Genomic DNA, 13,518 nt, shown 5'->3' with positions numbered 1-13,518 from the left:
ATAAGGGAACATAACTACCTTGACTATAAGTATGTCAAGCCCGCGCCAGCGGTAATTTTGTCCCGGCGATAGCCCTGTCGTCGAGGACGGCATGCCGGAAGCGATAAAGCTTCGCCGGTCGGCCGCCCGTGTCGAGGGAGGTCTCCCCGGTCTCCTCAACAAGTTCCTGCTGCTCGACCAATCTCCGGAAGTTCGGCTTGTTGATCAGCCTGCCAGCCAAAGCTTCCACGGTTCGCTGCAGTTGCAGCAGCGTGAAGGAAGGCCGCATAAGCTCGAACACGACCGGCCGGTATTTGATCTTCGAACGCAGCCGCGCGATCCCGGTTGCCAGAATACGACGGTGGTCAGCGACCATTGGTTTGCCAGCCGCGGCCGCAATCGCGTCCCTGCCGCCACCGGCCTCCTCAATCAGAGCAGCTTCATAGAGCAACTCGTAGCGTTGGAGCGTGAGTTCCTCGTTCCAATGGCGGTCGTCGAAGCCGAAGGCTATCGCAGCGCGCTGCCGGCGCTCGCGTTGAGTGGTCGGCTCGCTGGCGCCGCCGGCCCACTCAATCAGGCGGGGCCGCAATCTATCGAGCAGCACAGGCGGCGTGCCGAAGCGGTGGTCCTCCCAGGGAAAATATTCGTACCAACTTTGCCAGCCGCACGCGGCCGAGTTCGTTGCCTGTTCCTTCCTGGTCAATGCGAGATAGCTGATTGAGATGACGCGCTGGTGGCGCTCAGTGCCGATGCGATCGCGATCGGCGAAGGTGTAGAGTTGCTCGATGTATCCAAGTGCATGGCCGGTCTGCTGCTCCACCCACCCCCTCAAACCCGACTGCAGTGATCGATGCTCAAGGGCAAAAGGTCCGGAAGGGAGGGTGTCCGCATGACCGACTGTGAGGACACAGGGCTCACTGTCGTTTACGGCGACCACGACGGCAGTCAGGTCCACTTTGGCTTCGTCAGCTTTGACGGCGGCTTTGCCTTTCTTGGTTCTTCTTGTCTGAGGATCCATGTTTGCGAAAGCGGGTTGGCCCAACGGAGCGCCTTAATCGATTGAATGTAACCTTGGCAGCCAGCACGTCAACACCGGAGTACTCAAGCGCTGTTTTTAGCTCTTCGCAGTCGCACAAAAATATGCCAAACGCGACACCCGCTGTTGGTAACGTAAGGGAAGGGGCCTCGGTTGAGCGCGGCTGGTCAGATAAAAGGGATGACTCCTCCAGATATTCGATCGCGAAAAGGCCAGACGCCACTTGTATGCTTGACGGCCTACACCACGCCGGTCGCGAGGCTGCTCGATCGCCACTGCGACATCGTTCTTGTCGGCGACAGCGTCGGCATGGTGCTGCACGGCCTGTCGTCGACGCTGGGGGTCACGCTCGACATGATGATCATGCACGGACAGGCCGTTCGCCGCGGCCTTGAACACGCGCTGATGGTCGTCGACCTGCCCTTCGGTTCCTATGAGGAAAGCCCAGAGCACGCTTTCGGCAACGCTGCGCGCGTGATGGGTGAGACCGGTTGTTCAGCGGTAAAGATCGAGGGCGGCGAGACCATCTCGGAAACCATCCGCTTCCTTACCGCGCGCGGCGTACCTGTCATGGCCCATGTGGGCCTGACGCCGCAGGCGGTAAACACGTTTGGAGGCTATCGTGTGCAGGGCCGGGGAGCCGATGCAGAGCGGATCAGGCGCGACGCCAGGGCGGTAACCGAAGCGGGCGCCTTCTCCTTGGTGCTGGAAAAGATACCGGAGCAGCTTGCACGGCAGATAACCGCCGATATCGACATACCCACAGTCGGCATCGGTGCCTCGCCAGCTTGCGACGGCCAGATTCTGGTGAGCCACGATATGCTCGGGCTCTTCACCTCATTTCGGCCGAAGTTCGTCAAACGCTATGCCGAGCTCGGTGAGCAGGCTGAGGCGGCAATCGCCGCTTACGCCACCGATGTGCGGAACCGGCACTTTCCGGCGGTCGAACATCTCTATGTCAACGCCTTTAAGGCCGGTGACTTCACATGAGCGTGCCGATCGCTCGAACCGTGAGCGAGCTGCGCGGCGTCGTTGCGCAATGGCGTCGCTCGGGTGCCACGATCGGTATTGTGCCGACCATGGGAGCCTTGCACGACGGGCATCTGAGCCTCGTGCGGAAGGCGCTCGAAAGGGCCGAGCGGGTGATCGTGACGCTGTTCGTAAACCCCAAGCAGTTCAACAGCCCCGCCGACCTGATTGCCTACCCTCGGACGGAAAGCGACGATGCTGCCAAGCTCGCTCTGCTGGGCACGCATCTGCTCTATGTGCCGGACACAGAGGAAATGTACCAGGTGGGCTTCGCCACGGCCGTTTCAGTGTCCGGCATCAGCGAATGCCTTTGCGGCGCATTCCGGCCCGGCCATTTCAATGGCGTGGCGACGGTCGTGGCCAAGCTCTTCCTGCAGGCCGGCGCTGACTTCGCCTTTTTTGGCGAAAAGGATTTTCAGCAACTTCAGCTTGTCAGGCGCTTGGTCCGGGATCTCGACATTCCGATCACTATTGTGCCCTGTCCGACAGTCCGCGAAGCCGATGGTCTTGCGCTATCGTCGCGTAACGTGCGGCTCTCCCCAGCCCAACGCGCCATTGCCCCAAAACTAGCATCGGTCCTGCTCGATACGGCCGAGCGGCTTGCACGCGGCTCCCCCATCCTGCCTACGCTTGATGAAGCGCGTGCAGCAATTCTGGCTGCCGGCTATCGCGAGCTCGAATACCTGGAGCTTCGCGGAGAAACAGACCTGCAATCGTTAGCAAGCCTTGACCGACCGGCACGCTTGCTTGCTGCGGCTTGGCTTGGCGACACGCGGCTCATCGATAACGTCGCAATATCACCCATCGGTAGTTGGTCAGGTGGGCGGAGCTCTCTCCAATCGGAAGCAGCACAGCAATTGCGGTGATGACGGCGGCGCGTCGTATGCCCTGCAGGGACAGGCCATCATTTAGAACCACGTCTCCGTCGGCTTCCAGCAACCTCCGCGAGGTACGCTAAGCGCAGATGCATCGCGTATTTGAAACCTTGGTCGAGCAACTCTCTGCAAGCGTCGATGCCGTCGATCTCCATGAGGCAATGGCGTCCGCCGCAGCCGGGTTCGACTTTCCGCTCTTCGCTTATTTCACCTACCCATCCGCTTCCGGCGACAGGCCGCGATTGATCTCGAATTATCCATCATCATGGACATCACATTACCTGCAACAGCGCTACCACAGCGTGGATCCCGTGATCCTGCGGGGACTGCGGGGCTGGGATACCTTCGACTGGGGTGTGGACCGCGATCACCGTTATTTGCCGACCTCTCAGCAGGAAGTCCTGGAAAAAGCAGCTGAGTTCGGCATTCGCGGCGGACTGACCATGTCGATGCATGATCATCGCGGCCGGTTCGCCGCACTGACCTTCGCCTCCAACGAGGCGCATCCGCCATTTCTGAGGTCGCTGACGCGCTACGAAAAAGCAATGCAACTGGTTGCGATCAACGTTCATATCCATGCCCGGCGCAGGCTCGCCGAAGATTGCGTGGTAGATGGCATAACGCTCACCCGGCGGGAGTTCGAGTGCCTGAAATGGGCGGCGTGCGGCAAGTCGGCCTGGGATATCAGCCAGATTCTCGGTGTCTCGAAACGCACCGTGACCTTCCATCAGGAAAACGCCAAGGCGAAGCTTGGCGTGCGAACCATCAACCAGGCCGTAGTGCGGATGGCTGCTCGGGCGAGATCCTGATCCTCTCCAAGTCTAGCTGTAAAGGTCTACAGGCTGCATTCATGACGGCTTTGCCCTTCGATTGCGTGGACACATCCCGCACGGAGACGACAATGATGCAGCTGATAACACCCGACTGCTACGCCGAGTTTGCGAGCGAACTCAAGGAAATGCACGGACTTAGGTATCGGGTTTTCAAGAAGCGGCTCGATTGGGAAGTGCAGACCGAAGGCGAAATGGAAACGGACCCGTTTGACAGCCTGAACCCCGTCTACCTGCTTCTTAAGGGGTCCGATTGGCGAACTTGCGGCTGCGTCCGCCTTTTGCCGACCACCGGACCGACAATGTTGCGCGATACGTTTCCGACGCTGCTGGATGAGATGGTGGTCCCTGCGAGTGCCGATATCTGGGAGAGTAGTCGTTTCGCGCTCGATCTCCCTGCGACAGCGCCGAAGGCAGCTGGCGGCCTGGCCCAAGCAACCTACGAGCTCTTCGCGGGGATCATCGAATTCGGCTTGGCCAACAATCTCTCCGGGATCGTAACGGTGACAGATACGCGCATCGAAAGGATCCTTCGTCTCGCGACCTGGCCGTTGTCACGTATCGGACAGCCCAAGCAGGTCGGCAACACCGAGGCAGTCGCCGGCTTCCTCGATATTTCCTACGCCAGTCTCTTGCGCATCCGCTGGAGGGGACGCCTCAACGGGCCGGTGTTGTGGCAACCAGTTCTCATCCAATCGGCATAGCGCCTGCGGATGCTCAGCCGTGACTTGAGTTAAGTCTGCTCACGGCCGCCACCGCCGCCGTGAGGGTGAGCGGACCCGCCCCCACGAGCTTTCGACTGTTCCGGTCGATTGGCTCGCGCGGCCGGACTTTGGATTTCCGTAGGCGCAACCCGCAGTCCAGCGTGAGCACGCCAAAATGGCGCCCCTCGGCTTCGTCCAAAGAAGCCAACGTGGCTTCTGAAGTCGTCTTAGAATATTGGACCGGCCGCCGTGAGCGATCGCAACCTCAAAGCTTTGCCGGTATGCCGGTTTGGCCGGACCGTCGGCCAGTCGGAGCAGTCCCCTGATAAGGACCCGAGCTGACCGCGGTCCAACAGCGCCCGAGCCTATGCTTTGTGCATTACCGTTCGGTTGGCCATGTCGTCCAAGACCGCATGAAGAAGGCTTCCAACCTCCTGCGCAGCGAGCTCTGGCGCAATTCCTACATCGGACAATTGAATGAGCATTTTCTTGGCAGCACAGCGCCAGAACGCACTCGCCGCCTCGCCGTTCTTGGTCTCGAGGGCCTGGGCGATACTTTCGACCAATATACGTCGCCGATGCAGCGGAAATACGCAAATGTTTGATTCATGCATCAATCACCTCACAGATTCAGTTCCACAAAGAAAAACACCGGCGTCTTCAAAAGAGCCCCGCTAGCGCGGTGACGGTTCGCGGCGACATGACGAGTTCCACTTCCCCATCGACAAGCCATTGGGAGATGAGCCGCCGGACCGCATATCCGGGACCGCACATAAGGTGAACCACCATTGCTCATCCGGCTGCATTTTCCTGGGCCGTTCGACGAGGCGTTCCAGCCGAATTGACGTCCAATGACTTGATCTCTGAAAGGGCAGGGCGGTACGAATCACCCGATTGTTCCGCTGCTTACATTCCTGCGAGCTTGTGTATGAACGATTAAAGCGTGCCCGAGCCGTTCTTGGTGGCCGCCGCAGAAGGGAATCATGTCATCCGCTGCCTATCGTAGGCGGCGCGACTTCTAGCATGACTGCACTGCCCCGACAGGGCTTTGCAATCGCGCGTTTCGAGGCCTATGCTTTGGCATCGGCCGGCATTTACTTCGGTGCAGCCGACAGTAAGACGTACGCGCTCTTGCCCCGTTGGAAGAGAGCCTTGCCCGATCCCTCTTTCGCGACCAGGTGCTGAAGCCCTCACCCCGCAGGACTTCGCGCTTTTGCGACCATCGCTGCATCACGTCGAACCGGGCATCAAGGACCAGTTGGAGGTCGCGCATCAGCCGATCAAGAACGTATATTTTCCCGAGAGGGGCATCGCGTCGGTGGTCGCCACCATGACCGGCGGGCGGCAAGGTGAAGTCGGCATTGTCGGCGATGACGGGATGAAAGGAATTGCCGTCATTCTGAAAGCACTACCTGGCGCCTGCCGGTTGAAAACCTTCGCCCTGCGATTAGCCCGTCGCTTCGCACCTCAGTGCTGGATTATGCCCACGCGTTCCTCGTCCAATCATGCCGGACGGCACTGGTCAATGGCCACTCCAAGATCGAAGAACGGCTGGCCCGCTGGCAGCTTGATGGTCCACGACCGTGCGGAAGGAGATAAGATCCTCCCGACGCATGAATTTCTGGCGACCATGCTCGCGCCCACCGCCCGGGGTCACCACGGCCCTGCAAATGCTTGAGTATCGAGGACTGGTGCACGCCAAGCGCGGCGAGATCACGATCATCGACCGTGCCGGATTGATAAAGCTCACACATGGCGCTTATGACAAGGAGGAGCAGCGTTATTTCGGCCTGGCCGCTGCCTGAAGCATGTCGGTTGAAACGGGTTCAGCCGACGTCTCCTTGCCCCTCACCAGGTCGCCCAAAAGCATCAGCGGTTTTGAACGAATCGCAGCGATTGTCCGCAATCGGACATAGGCTTGAAGGCGGTCGAATTCGTGCCATAAGTCGGGTTGGTCAGGGTTCAGGGAGGAATTCGTCATGACCAATTCGTTTCACACTGTCACCGTCGAAAAAGCCGCAGAAGCCTATGTCCTTTCCAGGGGAAGGGTCCGCTTCTCTCCATGGCGCAGGCGATCCGCGCCATCCGAACACTAATGCCGGCATGCAAGGCCACCGACCGCGAGTTGGAGGAACTGTTGGCGGCCGCTTCCTTCGTTCATGGCGTGCCCGTCGCCTTCGACACAAAAACAGCCGATCGTGTAGAACCACGGCTGCATTCCTAAGAGGGCATGCCGCGCCATGCAGACTGTCAGAGGGCATTCGTCAGATCGTAGTCCGCTAACTTAACTGCAGAGTCTATAGGACGTGTTCCAGCATTGCGAACTCACCGATCGCTTTGTTGCCAAAGCTGCCAGCAAGCGATCGCCTCATCCAGCCGTTTGCACCATCTCATCACAGACATCATCGCGATGCTACCTGTCCAGCATATGTCCAGCATTTCGCAAGGCGGCCAGAAGGAGCCTCGCATAGCCTGTGACATCGATCTGGGCCTGCATCGAAAGGGGCATGCTGGTCCAGTTCTCCAACGGTGCAATGAAAGGTGAGAAGGTGCCATTGACAAGGCAACAACAGCTAACAAGGCCCTCTCGGTCCAATGCCACCACACCGATCTTGTCGCCTGGATATCCAATGGCTGCGACTCGCTGGACCTCCAGGTCACCGTCCACCCGCACGTCAAAAAGAAGGCTACCACGGCTCCTCGTGGCTATCTCAGCCGCCTTCTCATCAAAGCTTGAAGAGAGCAAGCGGACGCTTTCCACCGCCATCTGGAAAATCACCAAATCCAGTTCATTCACGGCCATATGGGCATTTCCGCGCAACGGGTGGTGATTGCAATGACACATACTGCTTGTTCACAGATGTCGGTCACGAACGATCATTCGTCGGGTTCCGGTTCCGACCAACGGTGTCGCCACCTGATCGTGCTGCGGTTCGAACCTTCCGAACGCGAGCCGAGCGCGCTATGAGGTTGGAGTCTAGGTCTCGGACCCTGCCTCGCGGCCTTCTCATCTTTGGCAGACCCGTTGCAACGCCGCCGCGATGGCGCAAACGCCAGATGACGCTGATCCATCGCTTGATCGTGAACTGAGCTTCTGAACACCATTGGGACAGCAGGGTGGAAGGGCTTGACCAACGCTGCCCCCGTTTTCCAAGAGGACCCGTCCTCGATTGAATCTTTCGAGCCCCGTGCGGCGCGCAGCCAAATGATGACCATCTGGACCCTGCTCGCAGACCGCAAGGCAAAGAGGGAACCTTCCAGGCAGCCAAGCTGCGCCGACGCAAAGAGCGACCTTTGGAATTCCCAAGAATTTAGCCTTCCATAGTTGCGACAGGCAACCACTGCACGAGTGTGGGAGAGCGAATCGCAAGCATTGCGTGAGGTCCTGCGCGTTTTCCCCTCTTTGCTATTTGGCACATCGTTTGCGCCGAAGTGGGCGCAGCGTTCGACCGGAGCACTGCATGGGAGAGGGAGGAGCCCCACCCCGATCCGGTCAAGGAGAGAGACGGTGTTGGTTCCAAGAGTTCCCCGCGCGATCGCAGCGCCCCGCAAGCGCCATTTTGCCCGGACCTACGTGCAGGTACTTGCCGCCATAATCCTGGGTGCCGCAATCGGCTATTTCCATTTGGAGACCGGCCACAGCCTGAAGCCGCTCGGCGATGCCTTCGTCGAGGTCGTCAAGATAATCACCGTACCTGTCATCTTCCTGACAATAGCGACCGGCATTGCCGGCATGAGCGATCTGCAGAAGGTCGGCCGAGTTGCCGCCAAGGCGATGGTCTATTTTCTCACCTTCTCGACGCTCGCTTTTGTTGTCGGGCTGATTGTCACGAATATCGTTCAGCCTGGCGCCGGCCTCAACATCGATCCGGCCTCGCTCGATGTCGAAGCCGTTAAGGGCTATGTGGCCACGGCTCACGAGCAGTCCGTGACCAGCTTCCTGATGAACATCATCCCGTCAACGATTGCCAGTGCCTTCGCGGAAGGCGACATCCTGCAAGTCTTGTTCCTCTCGGTCCTGTTCCTCTCGGTCCTGTTCGGCGCGGTCTGCCGCTACAACGGCCGCTCGCTCTTCTCTCTCGTCCGATACATCAAGGACGAGCTGCTGCTCGCAATGTCCTCCTCAGAGGCCGCGCTGGCCTCGCTCATGGAGAAGATGGAAAAGGCCGGCGCCACGCATTCGGTCGTGGGTCTCATTCCATTCAATCTGGACGGCACGAATATGATGCTCGCCGCCCTTTTCATCGCCCAAGCGACGAAAACTGATCTCCCGATCGGCTGCCGGATCCTCATGCTGTTTGTCGCATTGTTCCCTTCGAACGGAACAACCCGCATTACCGGTGCAGGCCTCGTCACAATGGCTGCAACGCTCTTTCTTGTTCCGGCCGCACCGGTCACCTCCGTGGGGCTTATTCTTGGCGTTGATCAGCTTATGTCCGAATGCCACGCGCTGACGGTTTTTCTCCGCAGCGTAGCGGCAACGCTGGCTGTCACCCGGTCCGGGGCGAGCGGGATAAACGACGATTCGGGGAGCGCCTCACTAGCGGACCGTTCAGCGCTCTGGCGGTGGACGGTCAAGTCGCCCGGCGTGGTGAACACAATTCCCCGTGCGAACGACGCTCAACTATTGGGGTGGACCCGATGGCGCAAAGCCGTATTTGAGAAACCGCCAGATCGCACCGGCACCTGTGCGCCTGTAGCAACTGCGGGGCACGATCAAAACCGACCCATTTTACACCAAAAAGGCGGGCCGTTGCTGCCACGCCGTCCATGGATTGGAGACTCATGTCTAAGCCGACTGCCATCACTGTCGCAGCTCTTCTTTTACTCCTCGCCTTGCTGGCGAGCCAATATAGCGCGAACCTGCACCGGCAGGCGTGGTCGACCGCAGGCAAAAGTGGAGCGGCGCATTCGACAACGATCTTCTTCGCCAATCGCCGGCAACCCGCAAGGCGATGCCGTTCTGGTCATATTCAATGACTACCACAACTGTCCGCATTGCAGACTGGCTGATATCAACTACCAAAAAGCCTCAAGCATGAACCCAATCTGAAGCTTGTGATCAAACAGTTCCCGGTCCTGGGACCGGATTCCCAATTCCCAGCCTTTGCCGCACTCGCCTCGAGAAAACAGGGAAAGTTCGACGAATTCCACCGCGCCCTTATGATTTCCCCCAGTTGAAGGGTCACTCTCAAGATCGCAGCGCGTGTAGGCCTTGACGTTGAGCAGCTCAAGCGGGAATGCAAGATCCGGCCATCGCAGATGAAATGCGCGCGTCCGCGCACTCGCGAAAGGTCTGCACTTAGACGGTACGCCCGCGTTGGTGGTCGGCGATATAGTGGTCGCCGACCTTGTGGACATGGCCAGCTTGCAACGCTTGCATCGCCGATGCGCGCTCAAAGCGTGCTGGCTCTCGTGCGGGGCAGCATCTGTAGACCGGCCACGCTGTTGTTGCCGGAGCGTGCCGTTTGTGGCAGCTGGCTTTGCTGTCGCTCCTCGTAATCTTGTTGCGGTCATCCAGCTGCCGTGGGCGCCAACAACAATCCTGAGCGCCCGCGCCTGAAGTCGCTGGCCGGGTGCTCGTGAACCGAGCCCGCTTTTCTTCGGCAAGCTCAGGCGGTCTTGGCCCTGCGGCATCGCCCCCTGGCGCGGGGCAGCCTTCGGCTGCTGACGGTCGCCGGCCTGTCGGCCGGCGTCTTTCTATTGTGGCCTTCCCCCTGGCGCAGGGTGGGCAGCACTCCCTTCTAGGCCCGCCGCGGCGTCCCGCAACCCTTCGCTTGTCGCTTTCGGGTCCTCCACTCCGTTCCGGTCCTGCTGATGCAGTCCGCCTCCGACGGCGGGCCTTTCCGGTCGCTTTTGCCGCCCACCCCGCTTCCGGGGAGGGCGCGCGATTGTAGAGCGGAGGACATCACGATGCGTGCAAACAACAAACGTTGCGGCAGCCGACAGGCTGGCGCAGACAGTGGCGGGCGCACCGGCGCCAGCCTTTATCAGGAAATCACCGACCGCATCATTGCCGAACTGGAGCGCGGCACCGTGCCATGGGTCAAGCCGTGGGGCAGGGCAAGGACAGGCCTCGGCCTGCCGCGGAATGCGGCCACCCAGCGCCGATATTCCGGCATCAATATCCTGATCCTGTGGGGCGCGGTCATCGAGCGCGGTTTCCCCAGCCAGAACTGGCTCACCTTCCGGCAGGCGCTTTCGCTTGGCGGCAATGTCAGAAAGGGCGAGCACGGCACCACCATCGTTCACGCTGACCGCTTTGTTCCCAAGAACGAAAAGCAACGCGCCGACACCGATGGCGACGAACCGCAGGCGGTGCCCTTCCTGAAGCGCTTCACCGTCTTCAATGTCGCGCAGTGCGATAATCTGCCCGAACATCTTTACGACGCCGGCGAGCCTCTGCCTGAGCGCGAGATGGTCCCGCACGCCGAGGCGCTCATTCATGCAACCGGCGCTGATTTTCGCATCGGCGGCGAGCGCGCCTTCTACATGCCCGGCAGCGACACCATACAGGTGCCGCCGCAGCGGGCTTTCTTCCACCAGATCGACTATTACCGGACCTGCTTTCACGAGCTTGGCCACTGGACCGGCCACCCGAGGCGACTCGCGCGCGACCTATCCGGCTCCTTCGGGTCCAACACCTATGCGCGCGAGGAACTCGTCGCCGAAATCGCATCAGCCTTCATCTGCAGCAGTCTCGGCATCGAGCCGACCGTGCGCCATGCGGACTACATCGGCTCATGGCTGACGGTTTTGCGCGAGGACAACCGCGCCATCTTCCGCGCCGCAAGCCATGCCTCGAAAGCCGCCGATTTCCTGCTTGGCCGCAATGTCGATGTCGAAGGTGAGGCACATGCCGAAACCGCCTATGGGACCGCGCAATCCTCACACGCGACCGCCTTGCGCCTCTGATGACGCAAAGCCGCGCGCAACCAACTCGACAGTTCTTTTGAGGTTGCCCTAACGCCGATGGCCGGCGTTGGCGTCGATCGTTCATCGGACCGAGGTTCGCAAAAAAAGAGGGCGGCATTGATGCCGCCCTCTCGTTGCGAAAGCTGCCAGAGCTGGATTAGAAATCCATACCGCCCATGCCGCCCATGCCGCCGCCACCCATGCCGCCAGGCATGCCGCCGCCGCCAGCCGACTCCTTCTTCGGAGCCTCCGCGATCATGGCTTCAGTGGTGACCAGCAGGCCGGCGACCGAGGCCGCGTCCTGGAGAGCCGTACGGACAACCTTGACCGGATCGACGATACCCATGGCGATCATGTCGCCATATTCGCCGGTCTGGGCGTTGTAGCCGAAGGTCGCGCCCTTGTTCTCAAGGATCTTGCCGGCAACGATCGATGCTTCCGCACCGGCGTTGGCCGCGATCTGGCGGGCCGGAGCCTGCAGCGCACGACGAACGATGTTGATGCCGGCGGCCTGGTCGGCGTTGACGCCGGTGGCCTTGATGTTGGCCGAAGCGCGCAGCAGGGCTACGCCGCCGCCTGCAACGATGCCTTCTTCGACGGCCGCACGGGTCGCGTTGAGGGCGTCATCGACGCGGTCCTTCTTTTCCTTGACTTCGACTTCCGTCGCACCGCCGACGCGGATCACCGCAACGCCGCCGGCGAGCTTCGCCAGACGTTCCTGCAGCTTCTCCTTGTCGTAGTCCGAAGTGGTCTCTTCGATCTGCTGCTTGATCTGGGCAACGCGGCCCTGGATCTCGGCCTTCTTGCCGGCACCGTCGACGATGGTGGTGTTCTCCTTGGAGATCGACACCTTCTTAGCGCGGCCGAGCATGTTGAGGCCAACATTCTCGAGCTTGATGCCGAGGTCTTCGGAAATGACCTGGCCACCGGTGAGGATGGCGATGTCTTCCAGCATGGCCTTGCGGCGATCACCGAAGCCCGGCGCCTTGACGGCAGCGATCTTCAGGCCGCCACGCAGCTTGTTGACGACCAGCGTGGCCAAAGCCTCGCCTTCGACGTCTTCCGAGATGATGAGCAGCGGCTTCGAGGTCTGCACGACGGCTTCGAGAACCGGCAGCATGGCCTGAAGGTTGGACAGCTTCTTCTCGTGCAGGAGGATGTAGACGTCCTCGAGCTCGGCAACCATCTTGTCGGCGTTGGTGACGAAGTAGGGCGAGAGGTAGCCGCGGTCGAACTGCATGCCTTCGACGACTTCGAGTTCGGTCTCGGCGGTCTTGGCTTCCTCAACCGTGATGACGCCTTCGTTGCCGACCTTCTGCATCGCTTCCGCGATCATCTTGCCGACCGACTCATCGCCATTGGCCGAGATCGTGCCGACCTGGGCGACTTCCTCGGAGGTCTTGATCTTCTTGGCAGCCTTGCCGAGCGCGCCGACGACTTCGGTCACGGCCAGATCGATGCCGCGCTTCAGGTCCATCGGGTTCATGCCGGCGGCAACGGCCTTGTGGCCTTCCTGGACGATCGACTGTGCCAGAACGGTTGCGGTCGTGGTGCCGTCGCCGGCGATGTCGTTGGTCTTCGAAGCAACTTCGCGGACCATCTGCGCGCCCATGTTCTCGAACTTGTCTTCAAGCTCGATTTCCTTGGCGACGGTGACGCCGTCCTTGGTGATGCGCGGGGCGCCGAACGACTTGTCGATGACGACGTTGCGGCCCTTGGGGCCGAGCGTGACTTTCACCGCGTCGGCGAGGATGTTGACGCCGCGCAGCATGCGCTCGCGGGCATCACGGGAGAATTTTACGTCTTTGGCAGCCATTTTTAGCTCCTGGCAGGGGCTTTGATCGAGCCCGGGAATTCAGTTGACGGGGAAAGGCCTGATATGAGCCGATGATGCCCATGATGTCGGATTCCTTCATGATCAGAAGGTCTTCGCCATTGAGCTTGACTTCGGTGCCCGACCACTTGCCGAACAGGATGCGGTCGCCGGCCTTGACGTCCAGCGGGACCAGCTTGCCAGCTTCGTCACGAGCGCCGGAGCCGACAGCGATGATCTCGCCTTCCTGCGGCTTTTCCTTTGCCGTGTCGGGGATGATGATCCCGCCAGCGGTCTTGGATTCGGATTCGACCCGGCGAACGACCACGCGGTCATG

At 60.4% G+C, this 13,518-nt stretch carries 11 protein-coding genes and 2 pseudogenes; 8 read left to right on the top strand and 5 right to left on the bottom strand.

Annotated features, from left to right (window positions below):
- Positions 1-34: 34 nt before the first annotated feature.
- Positions 35-997 (bottom strand): membrane protein, encoded by a 963-nt coding sequence (locus EN906_RS07575; protein ID WP_024505567.1) that lies wholly within the window; start codon positions 995-997, stop codon positions 35-37.
- Between the two features lie 171 nt (positions 998-1,168).
- Between EN906_RS07575 and panB the strand changes: the two genes are divergently transcribed.
- The 4 genes from panB to EN906_RS07555 all read left to right on the top strand — a co-directional run bounded on the left by panB (position 1,169) and on the right by EN906_RS07555 (position 4,453).
- On the top strand, positions 1,169-2,005 hold the full coding sequence (gene panB, locus EN906_RS07570) for a 3-methyl-2-oxobutanoate hydroxymethyltransferase (RefSeq protein WP_127267032.1): 837 nt from the start codon (positions 1,169-1,171) through the stop codon (positions 2,003-2,005).
- A complete protein-coding gene (panC, locus tag EN906_RS07565; protein WP_024505565.1) occupies positions 2,002-2,910 on the top strand; it encodes a pantoate--beta-alanine ligase in 909 nt (302 codons plus the stop codon). The genes panB and panC overlap by 4 nt, the downstream gene beginning before the upstream one ends.
- A 98-nt stretch (positions 2,911-3,008) precedes the next feature.
- On the top strand, positions 3,009-3,728 hold the full coding sequence (locus tag EN906_RS07560; protein ID WP_126057768.1) for a LuxR family transcriptional regulator: 720 nt from the start codon (positions 3,009-3,011) through the stop codon (positions 3,726-3,728).
- 92 nt (positions 3,729-3,820) lie between these two features.
- On the top strand, positions 3,821-4,453 hold the full coding sequence (locus tag EN906_RS07555; protein ID WP_126057769.1) for an acyl-homoserine-lactone synthase: 633 nt from the start codon (positions 3,821-3,823) through the stop codon (positions 4,451-4,453).
- A 365-nt stretch (positions 4,454-4,818) separates the two neighbouring features.
- Here the strand turns inward: EN906_RS07555 and EN906_RS38155 are convergent, their stop codons facing one another.
- On the bottom strand, positions 4,819-5,067 hold the full coding sequence (locus tag EN906_RS38155; protein ID WP_063169245.1) for a DUF6074 family protein: 249 nt from the start codon (positions 5,065-5,067) through the stop codon (positions 4,819-4,821).
- 599 nt (positions 5,068-5,666) lie between these two features.
- Here EN906_RS38155 and EN906_RS07545 point away from each other — a divergent pair.
- Together EN906_RS07545 and EN906_RS38785 are read left to right on the top strand one after the other, a co-directional pair.
- Positions 5,667-6,131 (top strand): hypothetical protein, encoded by a 465-nt coding sequence (locus EN906_RS07545; RefSeq protein WP_236383474.1) that lies wholly within the window; start codon positions 5,667-5,669, stop codon positions 6,129-6,131.
- Entirely contained in the window at positions 6,124-6,258 is a 135-nt protein-coding gene (locus tag EN906_RS38785; RefSeq protein WP_256754986.1) for a hypothetical protein, read from the top strand. Before EN906_RS07545 ends, EN906_RS38785 begins: the two co-directional genes overlap by 8 nt.
- A gap of 608 nt (positions 6,259-6,866) precedes the next feature.
- Here EN906_RS38785 and EN906_RS07535 read toward each other — a convergent pair.
- Positions 6,867-7,256: a hypothetical protein gene (locus EN906_RS07535; protein WP_024505560.1), complete on the bottom strand. Its 390-nt coding sequence runs from the start codon at positions 7,254-7,256 to the stop codon at positions 6,867-6,869.
- A 708-nt stretch (positions 7,257-7,964) separates the two neighbouring features.
- Here EN906_RS07535 and EN906_RS07530 point away from each other — a divergent pair.
- Both EN906_RS07530 and EN906_RS07525 read left to right on the top strand, forming a co-directional pair.
- Positions 7,965-8,951, top strand: a pseudogene (locus tag EN906_RS07530) (cation:dicarboxylase symporter family transporter); the annotation flags it as partial.
- Positions 8,952-10,366: 1,415 nt separating this feature from the next.
- Positions 10,367-11,368, top strand: coding sequence for a zincin-like metallopeptidase domain-containing protein (locus EN906_RS07525; RefSeq protein ID WP_024505900.1), 1,002 nt, complete (start codon positions 10,367-10,369; stop codon positions 11,366-11,368).
- A 157-nt stretch (positions 11,369-11,525) separates the two neighbouring features.
- On the opposite strand, the gene groL is transcribed toward EN906_RS07525, so the two are convergent.
- Together groL and EN906_RS07515 are read right to left on the bottom strand one after the other, a co-directional pair.
- Entirely contained in the window at positions 11,526-13,184 is a 1,659-nt protein-coding gene (gene groL / locus EN906_RS07520) for a chaperonin GroEL (RefSeq protein WP_127375122.1), read from the bottom strand.
- A gap of 67 nt (positions 13,185-13,251) precedes the next feature.
- Positions 13,252-13,518: pseudogene (locus tag EN906_RS07515) on the bottom strand (co-chaperone GroES); the annotation flags it as partial.

The organism is Mesorhizobium sp. M7A.F.Ca.CA.004.06.1.1, from assembly GCF_003999135.1.
Lineage (GTDB): Bacteria > Pseudomonadota > Alphaproteobacteria > Rhizobiales > Rhizobiaceae > Mesorhizobium.
The sequence above is the reverse complement of the archived record's forward strand: the minus strand, read 5'-3'. Positions and strand labels throughout refer to the sequence as shown.